Below are 19185 nucleotides of genomic sequence, written 5' to 3'. Positions count from 1 at the left end.
AACCCTACCTCTGGCGCAGATTATTTTTTCGTGTCGCGGGAGTTGATCAGCACCGCGCCATCGGCTGCGGTTGCAACGCTGACCGGCAGGATCGCCGGCAACAGCGCCAGCAGACGCTCGACATGCTCGCTGTCGAACACCCCGGATACCGGCAAGCGGGCCATGCCCGGGTCGATCAGCCTGATCGGCTGGCGGTGATAGCGCTGCAGCGTGGCGATGACCTCAGCCAACGGCGTGCTTGCGAACACCAGGCGGTTGTCTTTCCAGGCCGTGACATCATCGGCGCTGACCCGGGCTACCGGGACGGCGACGCCATCGCGCACGCGCAGTTGCTGGCCAGGTTCGAGCAACGTCACCGCCTCGGTGGCACGCCCGCGCACCGCGACCTTGCCTTCGGCCACGGTCACCTGCACGTCTTGCCCGTTGCGGTTGACGTTGAAGCGGGTGCCGACCACCCGCACCCCTGCCCCGCCGGCATCGACCAGAAACGGCCGGTAGACCCTCGGCGACACCTGGAACAGCGCCTGCCCCCGTTGCAGCTCGACCTGGCGGCTGCGCAGGTGCCAGCTGATGGTCAGCGCGCTGTCGCTGTCGAGCAGCACCTGGCTGCCGTCGGCCAGTTGCAGGGCCTGGCGCTGGCCGACCTGGCTGGCGATATGTTGAGTCTGATACGCAGGGTCCAGCCACAGCGCGCCCGCCGCCAGGGCCAGCCCAACCAGCCCCAGGGTTTTGCCGGTGGTGCGCTTGCGCTTGGCGGGTGTAGACGCCGGCAGCGGGAATCGCTGCTTGAGCTCCTCGCGAAAGCGCGCCAGGGCTTCGTCTTCTTCGCGGTAGTCCTGGGGCTTGCGGCTCATGGCAGCAGCTCCGTGGCCAGGTGTTTGCGGCACGCACTCATGCCCAGGCGCAGGTGTTTTTCTACGGTCTTGAGCGAGATGCCCAGGCGTTCGGCCACTTGCGCTTGCGGCAGTTCGTGCAGCTTGTGCATGACGAACACCGCCTGGCAGCGCGCCGGCAAGTTGGCAATCGCATCGGTCAGCAGCGCCAGGGTGCGTTCAGCGTCAAGATGGCGCTCCTGGCTTGGGGCGCCACTGGCGACCTCAGGCAAGGCATCAACGCCGATTATCCAGCCCTGGCGACGGCGCTCGCTACGGTAGCGGCTAACCGCAATGTCGTGGGCGATCTTGCGCAACAACGCCACTGGCGTGCGCACGTCCTGTTTTTCGTCCTTTTCCAGCAACTGCAGGCACAGGTCATGGACCACTTCACGGGCGAACACCCGCTCGCCAAAACGTCGGCGCACATGGTCCACCAGCTCGTCATAATGACGGACCAAGGTTGCCAGGAGTGTGGGTTTGCTGGGCTCGACCTGCACGATGACCTGCGCGAAGGGAATGCCAAGGGAGGCGTGGCCGCGCAGTATAAATGCGAATACTTTACATTTAAAGCAAATACCGCATTCGCGCCTCCAGGCCCTTGACTAGCCCTCCACCCGCGAATGAGCGCTGAAGCAGGTCTCGATCAACTTCCACTGCCCGTCGATGCGCCGGTAACGATCCTGGTAAATGCCACCCAGTTGCCGCGTGGCGCCGCTCTCGCCATCCAGGTTGAAGTAGTACAGGGCCCAGCGGCCCTGGGCCTGGTCGTCACCGGTCAGGTGTATTTCCGGGTTGGCGCCGTGATGCAGGTCGATCACCCGCGCGTTGCATGCCAGTTGCTGATAGAGCGCGACGAAACTGTCGCGATCGCGAAACGTCCCCACCGGGCCGTAGTCGATGAGGATCTCGCCTTCGGCAAAGCAGTCGCGGATGACCTCCACCTGCTTGAGGTCGCAGGCGTTGAAATAGCGGTGCTTGAGCTGGCGAATGGCGTCAAGCGCCTCCAGGCGGGCAATGCGGTGTTCCAGGCTCATTCGGCTGACCTCACAAGTGGGTGTGGCTTGAGTCTATCGAGCCGCAGGCGGGTGCTGATCGTCCGTTGGGACTAGCTGTGGCAAAGCGTTTGAACAGGGGCCAGCGCTAGTCTGTTCGGAGGATTCCGTGGTTTCGCGTTGCCCCCAGCATGGCTTTGGGTCGATACCCCGCCCGCTCATTGACCAACTGCGAAGGACCTTGATCGCCATGGAAAAAGTCATCTACCTGCTCTGGCGTGACACCCAGACCCCGCGCGAAACCTTTGCCCGGCAACTGCGCTGCGAACTGGCCGCGCAACTGCAGGCGCAGGGCGCGCAAAGGCTGCAACTCAACCTGGCCGACAGCGACGTCGACGCTGCGGCAGGCCTGCGCCAGGAGAACAACCGGCCGCTGCCGCACGCCTGCCTGTCGCTGTGGCTGGACAGCGCCAACGCCAGTGCCAGGCAGCCGTTCGACCGGCTGATCATGGCCGCAACCGCGCGTATGGCGGCCTATCTGGTGTGTGAGTCGGAAGCCATCGGCAACACACGCTTTGCTTGCGCGCCGGGCGAGCGAACCTACGGTTTTGCGCAAATCGCCCTGCTGACCCGCCCTCCTCGCCTGACCCCGCAGGCCTGGCTGGACATCTGGCGCAACCACCACACGGCAGTGGCCATCGACACCCAGGACAACTTTCAGTACGTGCAGAACCTGGTGGTGCAGGTGCTGACCCACGGCGCCCCGCCGATCGACGCCATCGTCGAAGAGTGCTTCCCGCCGGCGGCGATGACCGACCCTCACGCGTTCTTTGACGCGGTCGGCGACGAGGCAAAGTTCCAGCGCAACCTGGCAATCATGATGGACAGCTGCGCGCGCTTTATCGATTTCGACAAGATCGACGTGCTGCCCACCAGTCAATATCGCCTCTAGGGCCGGTCAAACAGGTTGGCCGTGACCTTGAACTGTGCAGGTATCGGTGAGGTCACGGTTTCAAACAGGCGCTGGTAGCCTGTGGCAACGATCAACCAGCGCCCGTCACGTTTGACGTAGTCATCCTGGTACAGCGCCGTGCCGTGCAGCATCCAGTCGCCCTCAAGGTCGATGGCGTGATCTTCCAGGTACCAGCTGCCACGCGCGGTGTCGGCCGAGAGCATTTCGATCTGCGGATGGTGCCCGTGGTGTTTGCACAGGAACGTCGGCCGGTCGAGTATCGCCTTGAGCCCTTCAATAAAGGCTGCCCGGATGTCGAAGCTGTATTTGCCGCCGTCCAGGGCGGTGGTCAGGTCTTCGGCAAGGCAGGCCTCCAGTGCCGTCCAGTCATGGCAATCAACCGCAAGAAAGTAACGGTACTTGAGCTGCTTGATGTGCTCGATCTCGACAAGGTCGTCCAAAGTAAGGGCCATCAGTGGTACTCCTGGGGGTGGGGAGGCATCGGCACAGGATAGGTCGATGCCCACTGACGTCATCGTCCGGCTAGACTACAGGGCTACACGTTTTCGGAAGCCACCATGCTGCAGATCTTTGAACGCCGCCTCGACCCCTTCCCGCCCGACGAAGTACCACCGCCACCGGTAGGCCTGTTGCGCTTTCTGTGGGCCTGCACCCGTGGTGCGCGCGGCTATGTGCTTGCGCTCGCGCTGCTCAGTGCCAGTGTGTCGATCTACGAAGCCTGGTTGTTCGCCTTTCTCGGCCAGGTGGTCGACCTGCTCTCGACCTGGCAGGCCGGTGGCGCTACCGACGGCGAGGAACGGCGGGTGCTGTGGGGCATCGGTATCGTGCTGTTGACCAGCATCGGCCTGGTGGCGCTGCGCACCATGGTCCAGCACCAGGTACTGGCGATCAACCTGCCGCTGCGCCTGCGCTGGGACTTCCACCGGCTGATGTTGCGCCAGAGCCTGTCGTTCTTTTCCGATGAGTTCTCCGGGCGGGTGACCACCAAGGTGATGCAGACTGCCCTCGCCGTGCGCGAAGTGCTGTTCACCCTGATCGAGATCATCCCCGGCATCGGCGTGTACTTCATCGCCATCATCGCCCTGGCCGGTGGCTTCGCCCTCAAGCTGATGCTGCCTTTTATTGCCTGGGTGGCGTTGTTCGGCCTGGCCATGCTGTACTTCGTGCCGCGCCTGGGCAAGGTCGGGCAGGAGCAGGCCCATGCCCGCTCTTCGATGACCGGGCGTATCTCCGACGCTTACACCAACATCACCACGGTCAAGCTGTTTTCCCACTCCAAGCGTGAAGCGCACTTCGCCCGCGCGGCGATGGAAGATTTCAAGCAGACCGGCTTTCGCCAGATGCGCCTGGTCAGCCAGTTCGAAATCGTCAACCAGGCGCTGGTGGTGGCCTTGATCATCGGCGCCGGCGGCTACGCCCTGTGGTTGTGGCACCAGGGTGACGTCGGCACCGGCGCGGTGGCGGCGATTACCGCCATGGCCCTGCGCATCAATGGCATGTCGCACTGGATCATGTGGCAAATGACCGCGCTGTTCGAGAACATCGGCACCGTGCAGGACGGCATGGCCACCCTCACCCGCGGCCCCAAGGTGCAGGATGCGCCGAACGCCGGCGTGCTGCAGACCCGCGGCGGCGCGGTGAGCTTTGACAACGTCAGTTTCAACTACAACGGCGAGCGCCAGGTGCTCGATGGCCTCAACCTGAACATCCGCGCCGGCGAAAAGGTCGGCCTGGTGGGCCGCTCCGGCGCCGGCAAGTCGACGCTGATCAACCTGCTGTTGCGCTTCTACGACGTCGACAAGGGGGTGATCCGCATCGACGGCCAGAACATATCCGAGGTCACCCAGGACAGCCTGCGCAGCGCCATCGGCATGGTCACCCAGGATACTTCCCTGCTGCACCGCTCCATCCGCGACAACATCGCCTATGGCCGCCCGGATGCCACTGATGCGCAAATCCGCGCGGCGGCCTACCACGCCCAGGCCGATGGCTTTATCAGCCAGCTGAGCGACAAGCAGGGCCATAGCGGCTACGACACCCTGGTCGGCGAGCGCGGTATCAAGCTCTCGGGCGGCCAGCGCCAACGCATTGCCATCGCCCGGGTGATGCTCAAGAACGCGCCGATCCTGCTGCTCGACGAGGCCACCAGCGCGCTGGACTCGGAAGTTGAAGTGGCGATCCAGGAAAGCCTCGGCGAAATGATGCAAGGCAAGACCGTCATCGCCATCGCCCACCGGCTCTCGACCATCGCGGCGATGGACCGGCTGATCGTCATGGACGAGGGGCGCATCATCGAGCAAGGCACCCACGCCGAACTGCTCGGGCGCAACGGCACCTATGCACGGCTGTGGCAGCACCAGAGTGGCGGCTTTCTGGGTGAGGACCAGGGGCTGGCGCTGGCCGAGGAATAGCTGGCCGAGTAACAGTAGCCGTTGCTAGTGCAGGACTGCATAGATCGACGAAACCACCTGGCGGGTGGCTTCCTCGATCGTGCCTTCATTGCGGCACAGCACCCAGCCGTTATCGGCAACCGCCTGCTCGAACGCCTGGGTACTCGCCACGTGCTCTTCGAGCCTGTGCATCACCGTGCTGTTCAGCCCGCGGTTGCGTGCCGCGGCCCTCGCCCACGACACTTCAGGGTCGGTGACCACCCCGACATGCAGGTCCGGCACCCGTACGTTGCGCTCCAGGTTCAACTGCAGAATCTCGGCAAACGGCACCAAACGGCGAAACGCCGCATCGGACGGGTACCAGCGATCGATGAGGATGATGCTGTCGGCGGGCTGTTTGCTCAGCACATGCGCGGATATCCAGGTGCGGCTATCGGCCAGACGCTTGCACACGGCCAGTTCCAGATCCCGGCAGGGATTGCGCACCAGCTGGTTGACCAGGGCCATGGTTGCACCGCGAAAGGGATCGCTTTTTTTCTCGCACAGGCGGATCACCTTGTGCTTGTCGGCGCGCAAGGCTTTGGTCACGGCCTCCAGGAGCGTGGTCTTGCCGGTGCCCTTGGGCCCATCGAGGGAAACAAACAGCGGACGGTTCATGCTTCAAGCAACAATTGAGGGAGTGATGCGCACTCTACTGGTTTCTGCCGATCATTGGGCTTGCTCCCACAGTAAACAGCGACAAATCGCGACGCTGTAGGTGTTTTCTGTAAGACCGTTCTGAATCATACTTCCGCCGCCGTTGCGCTATCCCGCCGAAGAAGCGCTGCTGCATGCCTGCCAGTTGCTGGAATGCGCCGAGGCCACGGTCAGCGACGCGCTCGACCACCTGACGCTCAACGACCACTCCCTGGTGTACGGCGCCGGCCAGCACATCGAGACGGCGCGGGCGCTGATTGACGCCGTGCTTGATGGTGGGGGCGTGAACCGGGTCTTTAGCCCCCGCTAGACGGCGGGATCAGGGGCGAGTGGAGCAAGGGCAGCTATTGGCTCAATACCCCAGGAGCCAATCATTGGCTATCATGCCTGCCCGTCAGACAACCGGAAGTCCGATCCTCATGCTCAAGCCCCTGGCCCTGCTGACTCTCGCTGGTGCGTGTGGCTACGCCAGTGCCGCATCCAGCGACCTTGCCGGCGTCTGGCAAGGCACTCTGGGCAAAGCGCCAATCACCGCCTGTTTCAATGCCGCCCCCGAGCGCAACGGTAGCTACTACTACCAGCGCTTTCTCACGCCGATCCCGCTAGCCCAGGAAAACCCCGGTGAACCCTGGGCCGAACACGGCAATACGGGTTTCTGGCACCTGGACGCACCCCAGGGCGATCACCTGAGCGGAACCTGGCGCAAGGCCCCGGGCGCCACGCCGCTACCTCTGGCGCTGACACGCACCAGCGCCGAAGGCTGTGGTGGCGACGCCTTCAACCAGCCGATGGAGGCAGCCCCGCTGCCGGTCAAGGTCGAGAAAAAGACCTTCGGCGAGCATGCCTATCAAGTACGCACCCAAGGCGCCCAGGTCACCTTTAAGCTCAACGGCGACAGCCCGGCCATCCATAAAATCAATCAACACCTGGCCCGCCTGGCCGCAAGCCCCGAGGGCCAGAACACCTTCTTCAGCGAACGCCGCGAATTCCTCGGCCGCAACGGCTCCGCCGCAACCAGCGAGATCAGTGTCGAGCCCACCTACTGGTCATCACAGTGGATCACCGTCAGGTTCTACCGCTGGAGCGCAGGCTATGGTCGCGGCGGCATCAGTTGGGGCCTGCACAGCTGGAACCTGCAAACCGGCGAAAGCGTCGACCCCTGGACCTGGATCGGTACGCGCTTTGCGTGGGACAGCCCCTACACCGGGCATGTCGAACTGCCGAAAAAATTCGCCAGCTGGTTGCAGACCCAGGCCAGCGCAGACAGCGACTGCCCGGATGTCGCCAGCTACAGCAGCTACGACCTGAGTTTCGACACCCAGGGCCTGCGCCTGGCCAACCAGCCCAGCGGCGATGGCTGTGATGTCGACCTGAGCTTCACCTGGCAACAACTGCAGCCGCTGCTCTCGGCGCAGGGTCGGGCCGCGCTGCCGAGCTTGCAGGTGCCGTGACAGGTTCGCCAAACATAGACAACTCCCCGAGGTAGCCAGTCAATGGACCCGACCGACACCCAGGCCCTGCAGCAACTGCGCAGCGCCATCCCCATCGGCCTGCGCCATGCCCTGGCCTTGCTGGAGCGCTGCGCAGGCGACCCGCAGCAGGCCGCCGAGTGCTACAAGGCCGAGCTGCTGCAGGTGCTGGTGGACAGGTCCGGGCTGCCCGCCGATCAGGCCCGGGCGCACCTGCATGGCGCAGGCTATGACCTGAGCCGCGCCTTGAGCGCCATCGAGCACATGCGCTACAGCCTTACCGAGCGCATCTTGCGCCAGCATCACCAGGACAAGGGCCGCGCCCTGGACCTGATAGCCCAGGCGCTGGAAACCGCCGAGCAACTGCCGCGCCAGTACTGGCTGGACTTCGCGCGGCTGGAGCAACTGCCCCCGGCTACCCGCTGCTTCATGGTGTTGCACGAATGGCTGGCCTTCGAGGACTGGGAAGGCTTTGACTGTGCCCTGCACTTTCATTTGCCGCAGGCCATCGCCCAGCTTCGGCACCTGCAGCGGGATGCGCTGGCCGATACCCTGGACCAGGCCGAGCAACGCCAGCAACAACTGCGGGCAGCCCATGCCGGGGGCGAAAGCGCCGCAGAGCTTGCCGTTCGGGTCAACCAGGATGCGCTGTTCAACACCTGCCAGCAGCGCTTCAGTGAGCAGCGCGCGCACCTCGATGAGTGCCTGTACGCGTGGGTAGAGCGCCATATCGAGCAGTTCCCCGCCTGAAACGGGGCCGTCAGGCTGCAAAAGCCGGTAGACTGCCGCCCTCACCGAACACGGACCTCGGATCAACGCCGCCATGGAACTGCACTTCAGCATCACCCCCGCCCATCTTCACACCTGGATGGCCGAACGGCTCGAGCAGGAATTGCTCAAGCAGGATCAGCAGCAAGCGCGGGCCATGGCCACCTTTGCCCGTTGGCAAAGCCGCCTGGTCGGCCCGCTGATGTTCACCCTGTGCCTGGTCGGCGGCCTGCTGGCGATCTATTTCCCCGAACGACGCTTCACCCCGCAAAAGGTCATCACCCTGGGGCTGTTCGTGCTGCTGTTCATCCCGCTCTGGTGGCGTTTTTCCGGGCGCTGGATCAAGCACCTGCAAGCACGCATCGCCGCCAACCACGCCAAGCCCCGGGCACCGTTGCGCGGGCTCAATCAGCGGCTGATCGAAGCCCGCTTGCGGGCGCCACTGAAATCGCTTGAAAGCACCTATTGCCTGCGCTTCGACGAGCAGGGCTTTAGCCTCGACAAAGCCGGTGCCGGCACCAGCAGCCTGGCCTGGGAGCAGATCGCGCAGGTGCTGGAAACGCCTTACTGCTACCTCGTGGCCAGCGCGCCGATGGTGAGCCAGGGCCAGTCCTTGGTGATTGTCAAAGACAGCGAGCTGATGCCGCCTGAGCAATACCAGCAAGGCTTGCGTGCGTTCCTCGGCCACTGCCCGGTGGCGCCCTCGACAATCGTTGAGGCCACCGGGCACACCGATCAGGGTACGGACATCACTGATAGCGAGCCGGCCAGCAGGAACATTGGCACGAACGACAGCACCGTGGACACCGCCACGACGAACGCCATCAGCCGATGATCGCCACCATACTGGGTTGCCAGCACATATGAATTGCTCGCACAGGGCGCCACCGAGTACAGCAGCACCAGCGTGGCGACCAAGGGCGGCACGGGCCAGGCGCTGATCAGCGCATAGGCCAGCAGCGGGAACAGCCCCAGGCGGATGCTGGCAGTGAGCAAGCCGGTCTTGCACAAGCGGGCAAACTCGCCGCTGGGTATCTGCAAGGCCGCCCCGACGCAGATCAGGCTCAACGGCAAGGCCGGTGCACCCAGTGCGCTCAGCGGCTGGGCAAGCGCTTGCGGCAGCAGCACGCCGCTCAGGTTGAGGGCAAGCCCCGCGCCACTGGCGAGGATCAGCGGGTTGAGGCAAACCTTCAGGACAATCCCCCACACCGAGCCGTCCCTGCTGCCGAACGCCAGCAATACCACGGTATTGGAAATCGCCACCATGTAGGCAACCACCACCGCTGCAACGCCGTAGTCCTCGGGCGTGAGCAACTGCGAGGCCACCGACAGGAAGATGAAACTGTTGAAGCGCACCGAGCCCTGCATGATCGAGGTGAAGGTTGCATGCACCACGCGCAGGTAGCGACAGCCCAGCAGTACGCCCAAGGTAATCACCAGGGTGACCGCACCGAGGATCAGCACCGTCGATTTGGCCGTGCTGCCCATGGCGCCGGCGGTGGCGATGGTATGCACCAGGTACGCCGGAAAGAACAGCCAGTGGGTGAGCTTCTCGGCGCCCTTCCAGAAGCCGCTGTCCAGCCACTCACCACGCCTGAGCACGACACCGATCAGGATCAATATGAATGACGGCGCAATGGCCGCCAGTGCTGTTGCTGCATGCATGATGCTCAGGTTTCCTTGCAATGATTGATAAAGCCCGGGGCGCTGGCATTGGCCAGCAGCCCGACCGCCACCAGCGCTTCGTTTGCCAGCGCCGGGGCAAAACGCACCCCCGAGCCGGAAGCACCGACCAACGCACAGGCGCCAGGCCCCCCGGGCAGGCACACGACCCTGGGTTCGCCATCGGCGCAGTAGCTGTCAAATGCCGCGCGCGCGCGCAGCGAACGGATGGGCAGGCCGGGCAGCTCTTGTTGGAGAATGCTCTGCGCTTCACGCGCTTCGTCGGGCAAGGCGTCGACGCGACCGTCAGCGACAGCGCGCCAGTCGGCAGAGGTGATGCTTAACAGCCAGCCATCGCGGCGCTGGTTGGGCATCACAAAGGCCTTGCGCGCTGGCATGTAGATGACCCCTTGCGTTGGGTCCGGTAGCTGTGCAGCGTGCAGGTCGAACGCCACGATCTTCTTGATCAGGCTGCCCGGGATTGCCCCCAGCAACGCGTTGCTGCGGGCACCGCTGGCGAAGATCACGCGCCGCGCCGTCACCGCGCCGGCGCTGGTCTGCAGGCACCAGGCACGGCCATCGCCGTCCAGGCGCTCAACCCGGGCGGCAAGCCGGGTCAGGCGACCCTCGCCAGGTGCCAGGTAAGCGCTCACCAAGCCCGGAACATCGATGACAAAGGCATGCCCGGCCTGGAACAAGGCCGGCTTGGCCGAGGCGCCGCGGTACTGGTGCATGAGCGCTGCCAGGCGGCCTTCGAGTGGCTTGGCGTCGAACAACAGCGGCCTTTGCCCCTCGCTGGCGACAAAGCTGAACGCAACCTTGGCGACCCCCGGCCAGCGCTGGCTCAGTGCCTGGTAATGGTCGAAGGCCAGCTCCGAGCGCCGGCGCCGGCTGCCCGCGCCGCAAAACGGCGTCACCAGGCCCGCCGACAGCGCCGAGGCACTGGCGCGCTGGCCGTCATCGACCAGCATCAGTGACAAACCGGGCAAGCACTGGCGTACCCGGGCCACCAGGGTCGCGCCGACAATGCCGGCGCCGACCACCACCAGGTCAGCCTGCATGGACATTCCACCAAACGGTGCTGATGACCAGCGGTTGCACACCATCATTGTGAATCTGGTGCTGGTGATGCGGCTCGAACAGCAGCACATCGCCCTGCTCGACCCGCAGCGTGCTGCCCTGGTATTCCAGCACCCCGCCGCCGTTGGCGATCATCCAGCATTCGCGTACTGCGTGCTTGTCCGGGCGCGAGGTGCACTGGGGCGCCACGGTAAACAGCCCGCCCCTGAACGGCGTGACCCCTGCGCCCAGGCCGGCGAAGTCCGCCTGGCGCAGCACCACGCCCGGTACATGCGACTCGGCGGGCAGTGGCTTGACCTTGGGATTGGCAGTGCTATTCATGCTTTTACCTCCCGAATGGAGCGTGACAGTTGCTTGAGGATCGCCTCGCGATCCTGGTCCAGTGCCGGTGCGGCGCGACGCTTGCGTGGGTCAGGCGCGTCAGAAATCTTGATCGGCGAACCCACCAGGCGGTAGCGCCCCACTTGCGGGTCGTCGATGTCGATGAGCATGTTGCGCTCGGCCACCTGCGGATGGGCGACGGCCTGGTCGACGCGGTTGATCGGCCCGGCGGGCAGCCCGGCCGCAGCGAAGTGCTCGGTCCAGGCGCTGACCGGTTTTGCCGCCAGGGCGGCATTGAGCGTCTGTGCCAGCAGTGCCTCGTTGTCCTTGCGTGCTTCGGCGCTCGAGAAGCGCGGATCGAGCAGCATGTCCGGGCGCTCAATGGCCTCGCACAGCACGGCAAACAGCTTGTCGTTGCCGGCCGCGATGATCAGCCCGCCATCGAGCGCCTGGTACACGCCAAACGGTGGGGCGATCGCCGGCCGGTAGCTGCCCACCGGCCCGGTCACCTCGCCAGTGGCGAAATAGCGCCCGATGAAGTATTCCATCAGGGCCAGCTGGCAATCGAACATGGCGATATCGACCTTCGCGCCATGCCCGCTGTGCTGGCGCTTGAGCAAGGCCATCAGCAGCCCGCAGGTAAGAAACAGGCCAGCGCTGATATCGCCGATCGACACCCCGACGCGCACCGGGGTGCGTCCTGGTTCACCGGTGACGCTCATGATCCCGCCCATGCCCTGGACGATCATGTCGTAGGCGCGCCGCTGGGATGACGAACCGGTGTGCCCGAACCCCGAGGCGGCGCCGTAGATCAGCCGCGGGTAGCGCGCATGCAGGGTATCCCAGCCATAACCGAGCTTTTCCATGGTGCCTGGGCGAAAGTTCTCGGTCAGCACATCGGCGTGCTCCAGCAGGTCTTCGAAGATCTGCCGGTCTTCGGCCTTCTTCAGGTCCAGGGCGATGCTTTGCTTGCCGCGATTGAGCGACGAGAAATAGGCAGACTTATTGCCAAACCACGGGCCATAGGCGCGGGCGTCGTCGCCCTTGCCCGGCTGCTCGACCTTGATGACCCGCGCCCCATGGTCGGCCAGCAGCATGGTACAGAACGGGCCCGCCAGTACCCGGGTCAGGTCGACGATGAGCAATCCTTCAAGGGCAGGTTTCATGAGCTGGCCTCCAGTTGGCCGTTGGCGACGGCTCGGGTTGCAGCGCGGCGTTGCTGCTTGAACGCCTGCACGCTGACCTCACCCGGCTGCCCTAGCCTGTGCCAGATCGACTGCGCCAGCGTCGGCAGCAACGGACAGGCCAGCACCGCCAGGCCCTTGAGCCACCAGTACCGACTGTTGTCGTCAGCCAGGCTGGCGAACAGCGCCTCCCAGCCGGCGATGCTGCGGCTCACCGCCTGCGGATCGAAGCTGGCGAAAGTCAGGGCCTGGGCCTGCTCGGCGTAGGCTGCATCGAATGCAGCCATCACCGGCGCATCGACCGCCGCAGCCTTGGCGGCACCGCCGAGTGCCGTGTTCACCTGCTCGATCAGGCCCGCGTAGCGGCCATTGAGGAACTGCTCGAAGTCTTGCCGGGTGAAATCCGTGCGCTGGTGAATCGGGCTGGTGCTAGCCAGGAAGTACCTTAGGGCATCGCAAGGTACCCGCCCTTCGCGGGCCATGTCCTCGACCCACACCGCCCAGCCGAGGCTGGTGGAAAACTTGCGCCCCTCCAGCGTGTAGAAGTGGTTGATGAGAAAGTGCTCGAACGGCTTGGAAAGGCCGTCAGCCATGGCCATCGCCTGGATGCTGACCAGGTGCGAAACACTGTTGTCGATGCCAAAACCATTGACCGTGATGACCGGCGAGTCGCGATCGAACGGGTTTTGCGCCAGGCCCGTCGCCCGGGCAAAGCAGTCGCCGACAAAACGCACCGCGCCAAACAGCAGGCCATGGCCAAACAGCGTCCGCGCCTGGCCGTCCAGCTGATAGGGCAAGCCCCATCCGGCATGGTTGGTGACCCGCACCCGGGCTGGCAGCCGGCTTAGATGGCGCCGGGCGATGTCGATGAATGGGTCTGGGGTCTGTGTGGCCTGCAACTGCGCGAGCAGCGCCTGCGGCTCGCGGATCTGGAAGAACAGGTTGTCCAGTGCCCGCGCGGGCACCTCTTCGCCCCAGCGTGCACGTGGCGCGCGCACCTGGTCCGGCTCGAAATGTGCGCCGCAGTCTTCACAGAAGAACCCGGAAATGGCCTGATCGCACTGCGGGCAGTGCCCGGTCAGAAAGCTGCCACTGACAAACGTCTGCCTGGCGGTGGACCACGGCATTTGTTCTTCGACGCAGCTCACCTGGCCCTGGGCGCTCAAGCGATCGACCAGGTCGACATGCGCGGCCAGGTATTGCTCGCGGTGCTCGGGGTCGAGCGGATCGACGAACAGGTCGACCTGGATGTTCATGTAGGCCAGGTCGTTGATGATCCCTGCGCAGCTTTCCTGGGCCAGCGACGCGGGATCGACGTCCGCCTGCTGGGCGCGCAGCGGAATGTAGGAGTCGAAGGGGTCGCTGGCGCAGACGATGCTGGCCCGGTGGCCTTCGCGGCGCAGGTGGCGCGCCAATATGTCCAGGTTCAGGTACGGGCCGGCGATGTGGCCAAGGTGCAGCCGGCCGTTCGGCGCCGGCATCGCCGGTACCAGCAGGTATTGTTTTGCCGTGACCTCAGACATGTGACGCCTCCCGTTGCTGAGCAATGTCCACCTTGACTTCGCTGGCCAACTGCCCGAGCACCGCGTGGATATCGTCCTCCAAGGCGCACTGGGCAATCAGATAGGCAATTTCGTAGGCCTTGAAGCGCTCGGCGGGCAAGGCCATTTGCGCGCCCTCGCCGGCCACCACCTGAAGAAAGCGCATCTCGCTGCGTTTCCACAGGCGTTCGTAGCCTTCGACCCGGGTCACCTGGCCGGTGCGCGGCGGCATGATCACCCGTTGCCCGGCGCGGGTAGCGGCGCTGGCGATGCGATCCACGCAGCCGTCCGGGATCACCCCGCACGCCAGTTGCAGCACGGCCTGATACGGGGAGTAGCCCAGCAGGCTGTTGGGCAGCAGGTGCGAGTTGATGAACTCGCCGCCCAGGCGCCCGCCGATCTCGAGGATCTTCGGCCCTTGGGCGGTGACCATCAGGTCGACATGAAAGCCGCACCAGTCAATGCCGGTGGCCGCGACCGCCGCGCGAACCATGGCGCAGATACGTTCCTGCAGCGCGCCGTCGAGCTGCGAAGGTGTGGTGTTTTCGTACTGGATCGGGATCGAGCGGTCGAATGTCTTGTCGATGATTGCGTTGATCACCACCCGGCCGTCGGCGACCAGCCCCGACACCGAGTGCTCGCTGCCGACCAGTTGTTCCTCAAGCAGCGCATGCTCGCCATACAGCGCGTACATCTCGCCTTTGTCCGCAGTGTTGTAGGCACGGAAGGCGCGGTACACCTGCAGCGCATCGCAGCCTTGGTCGAGCACAAAGATGCCGCGGCTGCCCGAGTTGCCGGCAGGCTTGAGCAAGGCTGGCAGGCCGACGCTTTGCAGGCCGTCAAGGAACGCCTGTTCGTCGCTGACCACGGCGTAAAGGGGGTTGGCGTTGGCCACCGCGTCCAGGCAGCGGCGCGTGCGCGCCTTGTCACGCACATTGGCAGCGGCCTCGGCCGAGCTCCCCACCAGGCCCAGGCGCTGGCTCAGGCGGCTGGCCAGTTCGACCTCCAGGTCCTTCCAGGCAACGATGCCTGAGAGCGTGATGCGCTGCTCGTCGAGGTAGCCAAGAATCGCCTCCTGAGCGGCGTCATAGTCGCCCAGGCGAGTGGCGATCAGCCCTGCGCAACCCATGGACTTGAACACCTCTGGCGTGGGCGTGGCAACCAGCACTTTGAAGCCAAGCGCATGGCCCGCGGCGATTTCGGCGATCCTTTCGCCGGCCAGGGCACGGGTGTCGAGGTAGAGGATGTAAGGTGCTTCAGACATGATGTGGTCCTTCATTCAGTCAGTTGTTGGTCTTGCATCAGGAACGTCGGCGGCGCCGCTTCTGCGCCCCACTCGACCAGCCCCGGCGGCGTGCCGACGTCGTAGTGCGGCTTGCCGAGCAAGGCATTGGCGATCTTGGCGCTGCGCCAGGCGGCCAGGCTCAGGTTCGGGTCGGCGATGCCGCGCAGGTGACGCGCGGCGTTCTGGAAGAACAGCCGTGGGTGGTCGGCCCGCGACCATTTCACCGAATAGTCTGCGCTGAGCTCGGGCAGGCCATTTTTCGTTGCCATCTCGAAACGCAGCGGCTGCAGCGCTGCCGGCATCTGAAACTCGGAACCGGTCGCCAGCAGCACCAGGTCGGCACCCAGGTTGCGCGTGCCGGTGGCATTGCCGATACGCAGCGCCAGCCCGTCGTCGACCGTGCGCAGCGACTCCAGGGTGGACCCGGGCAGCAGCCGGCAGAATTGATTGCGCCCCTCGATGTAGGTCACCTCGTAAAGGCGCCGGTAGATGCTTTCGAGCAAGGCCTGGACCACCCCGTCACTGGCCATGTGCTGCTGGGCGAGTGCGCCTTGCCGTTGCTCGGCGGGCAAGCCGAAAAAGTGATCGCTGTAGCCGGGGACAAACCACTCGTTGACAAAGGGCGAGTCGTCCATCGGCAAAAAGTTGCTGCGCCGGCTGATCCACACCAGCGACGCCGGTGCGCTCGCTTCTGGCAGGTTGAGCATCATCTGCATCAGTTCCGCCCCGCTCTGGCCGCCACCGATGACCACCACGCGCTTGCCGCTGACCTGCGGGGTATTGACCACGAACTGTGAGGAATGCATCACCGCCGGCCCCAGGCAGGCTTGTGCACACTTGGGAATGAACGGCCGCTGGCCGGCACCGACCACCAGGTTGGCGGTCCTCGCCGTGCCCTTGGCGTGGTTGATCACCCACTCGTTACCATCCCTGGACACCCGCAGCACCTCACTGTCGAACGTCAGGTTGTGCAGCGACCGGCAGACCCAGACCATGTACTGCTCGAACTCCTTGCGGCGCACCGTGGGAAAGCGCGCGTTAAGGAACGAGTAGAACCGCTCGGTCTTCTTCAGGAACGCGATGAACGAATACGGGCTGCAAGGATCAGCCGGGGTTACCAGGTCCTTGAGAAAGCTGGTGGTCAGCGAAGAGTTCACATGCATCATGCCCTCGTGCCAGCGAAAGTCGGCACGGCGCTCGAAGAACATGCTCTTGAAGCCTTTACAAGGCTCCAGCAACGCCGCCAGGCTCAGGTTGGCCGGGCCGATGCCCAGGCCGATGACGTCGAAGCGCTCGCCGTGACGCGACACGCCCTTGGCGCCTACCGACGGGATTTCATAGGTATTCATGGATAACACACTCCCTGCATGCTTCAGGAAACCGCAGCGCGCCCGGGCGGGCTCAGCGCTGGTGTGATTGCATCGGTTGCGAGCCCGTGGTGACACCGGCCTCGGTCGCCATCCTTGCCAACTGCCGCCCGCACTGCACGGCCGTGGCAATGCCACTGCCGCAGTACCCACCGCCCCAGGCCACCGGGCCGCTGGCCCCCAGGCGCGGCAGGCCGTTGTCGGTAAAGCCGAGGCTGCCCGACCACACCCTGGCCACCGGGATTGCCGCCAGTGACGGGAAATAGCCCGCCAGCCGCGCCTGCAAGGCGGCGACCACGGCCTGGGGGCTGGCATCCAGCGGTACCAGGCCCAGGCGACTGCCGAACAACAAGCGGCCGTGGTGCACGCGAAAGTAATCCTTGTCGGCGGTGGCGGTGCCATAGACGCGGGCACGCCGGGATATCAGCTGCAAATCCCGCGCTCCGAGCACCTGGCTTTCGCACAGGTGGGTCTGGAACATCGTCAGCGGTTGCAACGCAGCCTCTGTGCAGAGGCCCCAGGCTTCCTCGCTGGCGATCAGTACCCGCGCCGCGTTGACCCGCGCCGCAGGCAACTGCAGGTTGACCGAGTCTGCCTGCGGATCGAGCGCAAGCACCGGGCTTGAGTAGTCGATGCGCACGCCAAGGGCCTGGGCGTGATTGCGCATGGCAAGCAGCAGCCCGGCGGGATCAATCAAGGCAAAGTGCTCATTGAGCAGCCCCGCCACCACCCCTTGCGCAGCGGTTTGTGCACTGACCTGACGGGCGTCCAGCCAATGCACACCGCCGCCAAACAGCGTGCTCGCCTCGGCATGACGCTGCTTGAGCGTGCGCGCCGCATCATCATCCATTGCCAGGGTAATGTGCCCGGGCTGACGCCACTGGCAGTCGTATTCGAAGGTGTCGATCTGGCGCTTGAGTTCGCTGATCGGCTCCAGCACCGCGCGCAGGCGCTGCTGCGCATCGGCGCCTTGGGAGCCTTGCGCGTCGCGATTGGGCAAGGCCGGGGGCATGGCCGCCACCGAGCCGAAATTGAAGGCGCTGGCATTGCCCGCCCATTCGCCGCGTTCGAAGACGCGTACGCCAAAACCCCGGCCAGCCAGCTCGATTGCCGCACTCAAGCCACAGTAGCCGGCGCCGATGATGGCCATTTCGCAGGCCAGCGCCTTCATGCCTCACCCCGTACGAGCGCTTGCGTAGCTTGTTGTGCTCCTTGCTCGACGAACCGGCGGTATTGGGCCTCGAAGAAAAACTCCGACTGCCCCTGCGGCGGTTGCAGTTGATCGAGCCAGCAGGCGGTCTCGCTGTACCTGGCCAGGAACGGCTTGCCCAGCCAGCGGGTATCGCGCGCCTGAATGAACTTCAGCAGGAAATAGCGTTGCCCTTGCAGGTCGAGGGTTCCGCTGACCTCGACCTTGCCCGGCCCGGCGCTCATCGAGGGGCCCCGCGCGGTTTTCGCCAGGCCCGAGACGGATTCGATGGCCTCGTTGTAAATCGACAGGGCCCGCGCCAGGGGCACCTGGAAGTAGTCCTGCGGGCCGGTATCGCGCTCCACGAACATATAGTAGGGCACGATGCCCAGGCGCACTTGCTGCTCCCAGTTGCGTTTCCAGGTGCTGGCACTGTCGTTGATGTGCCTGAGTACCGGCCCCTGGGCACGGATCACGATGCCCAGTTGCTGCAAGGCAGACACTGCTTCCTCGGCGACTGGCGTGGTCAGTTCCCGCCAATGGTTCAAATGGGCCATGAGCGCGACGTTCTTGCCGCTGTCCACCAGGCGGCGCAACAGCGCCATCAGCTGCGGCGTATCGGTGTCGCTGACGAAACGGTACGGCCAGTAGCTCAGTGCCTTGGTGCCGATCCTGATGGTGGTGACATGGCTCAGCGCCGGTTGCAGAAACGGTTCCAGGTAGCGCGTCAGGTGCGCGGCCGTCATCACCATGGGGTCGCCGCCGGTGAACAGCACGTCGGTCACCTCAGGGTGGCGCGCCAGGTAGCGGTGCAACTGTTCGCCATCGTTTGAAGCAAACTTCAGCGACTTGTCGCCAATGAACTGCGGCCAGCGAAAACAGAAAGTGCAGTAACTGTGACAGGTCTGACCGTGGCTGGGAAAGAACAGCACCGTTTGCGCGTACTTGTGCTGCACCCCTTGCAGCAGTTGCCCATCCAGGGAAGGCGCGTTCAACTGCTGGTGCGCCGGGTGCGGGTTCATGCCGTCGCGCACGCGCTGGATGAGCGCGTTAAGTTGCTGTTCACCGACCTCGTTGCGTACGCAATACGCCAGTTGTTCGAGGTCTTCGGCGTCAAGCATTTGCGCCTGGGGAAAGGTCAGGCGAAAGATCGGATCGTTTGGCACATCCGTCCAGTCGATCAGTTTGTTGACCACGTAATCGTTGACTTTGAACGGCAGTACACGTGCCACCAGGCTGATGGACTCCATCAGGTGGGGCGCATGCCTGACCAGTTGCGGGATCTGCCCGAGGCGCTGGTGGCTGAATACACGCATGGGCGGCGACGCCAACTGCGTTCGACGTGCACTAGTGCTCACGTTACAGGTGTTACTTGCTGAAACTTTCGTAATCA

20 protein-coding genes are annotated in these 19185 nt (G+C 64.6%); 6 read left to right on the top strand and 14 right to left on the bottom strand.

All coding sequences use genetic code 11. From position 1 onward, the window contains the following. Nucleotides 1-20: 20 nt before the first annotated feature. From ACZ9A3_RS09980 to ACZ9A3_RS09970, 3 genes are all read right to left on the bottom strand, one after another. Nucleotides 21-854: a FecR family protein gene (locus tag ACZ9A3_RS09980; protein WP_476252486.1), complete on the bottom strand. Its 834-nt coding sequence runs from the start codon at nt 852-854 to the stop codon at nt 21-23. Further along, complete coding sequence (locus tag ACZ9A3_RS09975) at nt 851-1372, bottom strand: RNA polymerase sigma factor (protein ID WP_476252485.1); 522 nt, start codon at nt 1370-1372, stop codon at nt 851-853. Before ACZ9A3_RS09975 ends, ACZ9A3_RS09980 begins: the two co-directional genes overlap by 4 nt. Before the next feature lie 105 nt (nt 1373-1477). Beyond that, complete coding sequence (locus ACZ9A3_RS09970) at nt 1478-1909, bottom strand: nuclear transport factor 2 family protein (RefSeq protein WP_195884004.1); 432 nt, start codon at nt 1907-1909, stop codon at nt 1478-1480. A 208-nt stretch (nt 1910-2117) separates the two neighbouring features. On the opposite strand from ACZ9A3_RS09970, the gene ACZ9A3_RS09965 reads away from it, so the two are divergent. Next, a complete protein-coding gene (locus tag ACZ9A3_RS09965) occupies nt 2118-2819 on the top strand; it encodes an EthD domain-containing protein (RefSeq protein ID WP_476252484.1) in 702 nt (233 codons plus the stop codon). Here ACZ9A3_RS09965 and ACZ9A3_RS09960 read toward each other — a convergent pair. Beyond that, a complete protein-coding gene (locus ACZ9A3_RS09960; protein ID WP_476252483.1) occupies nt 2816-3292 on the bottom strand; it encodes a nuclear transport factor 2 family protein in 477 nt (158 codons plus the stop codon). The genes ACZ9A3_RS09965 and ACZ9A3_RS09960 overlap by 4 nt on opposite strands. A gap of 105 nt (nt 3293-3397) precedes the next feature. Between ACZ9A3_RS09960 and ACZ9A3_RS09955 the strand changes: the two genes are divergently transcribed. After that, nucleotides 3398-5251, top strand: a complete 1854-nt coding sequence (locus tag ACZ9A3_RS09955) for an ABC transporter ATP-binding protein (RefSeq protein ID WP_476252482.1) — start codon at nt 3398-3400, stop codon at nt 5249-5251. Between the two features lie 24 nt (nt 5252-5275). Here ACZ9A3_RS09955 and ACZ9A3_RS09950 read toward each other — a convergent pair whose 3' ends face one another. Continuing rightward, on the bottom strand, nt 5276-5887 hold the full coding sequence (locus tag ACZ9A3_RS09950; protein ID WP_093383050.1) for a dTMP kinase: 612 nt from the start codon (nt 5885-5887) through the stop codon (nt 5276-5278). A gap of 142 nt (nt 5888-6029) precedes the next feature. On the opposite strand from ACZ9A3_RS09950, the gene ACZ9A3_RS09945 reads away from it, so the two are divergent. From ACZ9A3_RS09945 to ACZ9A3_RS09930, 4 genes are all read left to right on the top strand, one after another. Next, the gene (locus ACZ9A3_RS09945) at nt 6030-6236 is read left to right on the top strand and encodes a DUF6124 family protein (protein WP_258597698.1); all 207 of its coding nucleotides are present in this window, start codon (nt 6030-6032) and stop codon (nt 6234-6236) included. A 109-nt stretch (nt 6237-6345) separates the two neighbouring features. After that, nucleotides 6346-7377: a hypothetical protein gene (locus tag ACZ9A3_RS09940; protein WP_476252481.1), complete on the top strand. Its 1032-nt coding sequence runs from the start codon at nt 6346-6348 to the stop codon at nt 7375-7377. Nucleotides 7378-7419: 42 nt separating this feature from the next. Further along, nucleotides 7420-8145, top strand: a complete 726-nt coding sequence (locus ACZ9A3_RS09935; RefSeq protein WP_476252480.1) for a hypothetical protein — start codon at nt 7420-7422, stop codon at nt 8143-8145. Between the two features lie 73 nt (nt 8146-8218). Next, the gene (locus ACZ9A3_RS09930) at nt 8219-8998 is read left to right on the top strand and encodes a YcxB family protein (protein ID WP_476252479.1); all 780 of its coding nucleotides are present in this window, start codon (nt 8219-8221) and stop codon (nt 8996-8998) included. Here the strand turns inward: ACZ9A3_RS09930 and ACZ9A3_RS09925 are convergent. From ACZ9A3_RS09925 to ACZ9A3_RS09885, 9 genes are read right to left on the bottom strand one after another with little or no spacing between them, the layout of a single operon-like run. After that, nucleotides 8899-9828: an AEC family transporter gene (locus ACZ9A3_RS09925; RefSeq protein WP_213601299.1), complete on the bottom strand. Its 930-nt coding sequence runs from the start codon at nt 9826-9828 to the stop codon at nt 8899-8901. The two genes, ACZ9A3_RS09930 and ACZ9A3_RS09925, sit on opposite strands and share 100 nt — an antisense overlap. Nucleotides 9829-9833: 5 nt before the next feature. After that, the gene (locus ACZ9A3_RS09920; protein WP_176794259.1) at nt 9834-10886 is read right to left on the bottom strand and encodes an NAD(P)/FAD-dependent oxidoreductase; all 1053 of its coding nucleotides are present in this window, start codon (nt 10884-10886) and stop codon (nt 9834-9836) included. Continuing rightward, nucleotides 10876-11226, bottom strand: a complete 351-nt coding sequence (locus ACZ9A3_RS09915) for a cupin domain-containing protein (RefSeq protein ID WP_093383062.1) — start codon at nt 11224-11226, stop codon at nt 10876-10878. The genes ACZ9A3_RS09920 and ACZ9A3_RS09915 overlap by 11 nt, the downstream gene beginning before the upstream one ends. Beyond that, complete coding sequence (locus ACZ9A3_RS09910) at nt 11223-12392, bottom strand: CaiB/BaiF CoA transferase family protein (RefSeq protein WP_045198930.1); 1170 nt, start codon at nt 12390-12392, stop codon at nt 11223-11225. The genes ACZ9A3_RS09915 and ACZ9A3_RS09910 overlap by 4 nt, the downstream gene beginning before the upstream one ends. Beyond that, nucleotides 12389-13933: a methionine--tRNA ligase gene (locus tag ACZ9A3_RS09905; protein ID WP_213601300.1), complete on the bottom strand. Its 1545-nt coding sequence runs from the start codon at nt 13931-13933 to the stop codon at nt 12389-12391. The genes ACZ9A3_RS09910 and ACZ9A3_RS09905 overlap by 4 nt, the downstream gene beginning before the upstream one ends. After that, nucleotides 13926-15215 (bottom strand): ATP-grasp domain-containing protein, encoded by a 1290-nt coding sequence (locus ACZ9A3_RS09900; protein WP_476252478.1) that lies wholly within the window; start codon nt 15213-15215, stop codon nt 13926-13928. The genes ACZ9A3_RS09905 and ACZ9A3_RS09900 overlap by 8 nt, the downstream gene beginning before the upstream one ends. Before the next feature lie 11 nt (nt 15216-15226). Further along, nucleotides 15227-16585, bottom strand: coding sequence for a lysine N(6)-hydroxylase/L-ornithine N(5)-oxygenase family protein (locus tag ACZ9A3_RS09895; protein ID WP_476252477.1), 1359 nt, complete (start codon nt 16583-16585; stop codon nt 15227-15229). A 52-nt stretch (nt 16586-16637) separates the two neighbouring features. Then, nucleotides 16638-17774, bottom strand: coding sequence for an NAD(P)/FAD-dependent oxidoreductase (locus ACZ9A3_RS09890; RefSeq protein WP_093383074.1), 1137 nt, complete (start codon nt 17772-17774; stop codon nt 16638-16640). Beyond that, nucleotides 17771-19108, bottom strand: coding sequence for a KamA family radical SAM protein (locus ACZ9A3_RS09885; protein ID WP_213601307.1), 1338 nt, complete (start codon nt 19106-19108; stop codon nt 17771-17773). The genes ACZ9A3_RS09890 and ACZ9A3_RS09885 overlap by 4 nt, the downstream gene beginning before the upstream one ends. Nucleotides 19109-19185: the final 77 nt, after the last annotated feature.

It is taken from the genome of Pseudomonas sp. TE4620 (genome assembly GCF_056279045.1).
This window is presented reverse-complemented; position numbering and strand designations above follow the sequence as displayed.

Coding starts and splice junctions, on each gene's coding strand:
- ACZ9A3_RS09900 (WP_476252478.1), bottom strand. CDS start 15,215: ATGTCTGAAGCACCTTACATCCTCTACCTCGACACCCGTGCCCTGGCC.
- ACZ9A3_RS09925 (WP_213601299.1), bottom strand. CDS start 9,828: ATGCATGCAGCAACAGCACTGGCGGCCATTGCGCCGTCATTCATATTG.
- ACZ9A3_RS09965 (WP_476252484.1), top strand. CDS start 2,118: ATGGAAAAAGTCATCTACCTGCTCTGGCGTGACACCCAGACCCCGCGC.
- ACZ9A3_RS09940 (WP_476252481.1), top strand. CDS start 6,346: ATGCTCAAGCCCCTGGCCCTGCTGACTCTCGCTGGTGCGTGTGGCTAC.
- ACZ9A3_RS09915 (WP_093383062.1), bottom strand. CDS start 11,226: ATGAATAGCACTGCCAATCCCAAGGTCAAGCCACTGCCCGCCGAGTCG.
- ACZ9A3_RS09905 (WP_213601300.1), bottom strand. CDS start 13,933: ATGTCTGAGGTCACGGCAAAACAATACCTGCTGGTACCGGCGATGCCG.
- ACZ9A3_RS09960 (WP_476252483.1), bottom strand. CDS start 3,292: ATGGCCCTTACTTTGGACGACCTTGTCGAGATCGAGCACATCAAGCAG.
- ACZ9A3_RS09935 (WP_476252480.1), top strand. CDS start 7,420: ATGGACCCGACCGACACCCAGGCCCTGCAGCAACTGCGCAGCGCCATC.
- ACZ9A3_RS09930 (WP_476252479.1), top strand. CDS start 8,219: ATGGAACTGCACTTCAGCATCACCCCCGCCCATCTTCACACCTGGATG.
- ACZ9A3_RS09895 (WP_476252477.1), bottom strand. CDS start 16,585: ATGAATACCTATGAAATCCCGTCGGTAGGCGCCAAGGGCGTGTCGCGT.
- ACZ9A3_RS09970 (WP_195884004.1), bottom strand. CDS start 1,909: ATGAGCCTGGAACACCGCATTGCCCGCCTGGAGGCGCTTGACGCCATT.
- ACZ9A3_RS09910 (WP_045198930.1), bottom strand. CDS start 12,392: ATGAAACCTGCCCTTGAAGGATTGCTCATCGTCGACCTGACCCGGGTA.
- ACZ9A3_RS09955 (WP_476252482.1), top strand. CDS start 3,398: ATGCTGCAGATCTTTGAACGCCGCCTCGACCCCTTCCCGCCCGACGAA.
- ACZ9A3_RS09980 (WP_476252486.1), bottom strand. CDS start 854: ATGAGCCGCAAGCCCCAGGACTACCGCGAAGAAGACGAAGCCCTGGCG.
- ACZ9A3_RS09920 (WP_176794259.1), bottom strand. CDS start 10,886: ATGCAGGCTGACCTGGTGGTGGTCGGCGCCGGCATTGTCGGCGCGACC.
- ACZ9A3_RS09890 (WP_093383074.1), bottom strand. CDS start 17,774: ATGAAGGCGCTGGCCTGCGAAATGGCCATCATCGGCGCCGGCTACTGT.
- ACZ9A3_RS09885 (WP_213601307.1), bottom strand. CDS start 19,108: ATGCGTGTATTCAGCCACCAGCGCCTCGGGCAGATCCCGCAACTGGTC.
- ACZ9A3_RS09950 (WP_093383050.1), bottom strand. CDS start 5,887: ATGAACCGTCCGCTGTTTGTTTCCCTCGATGGGCCCAAGGGCACCGGC.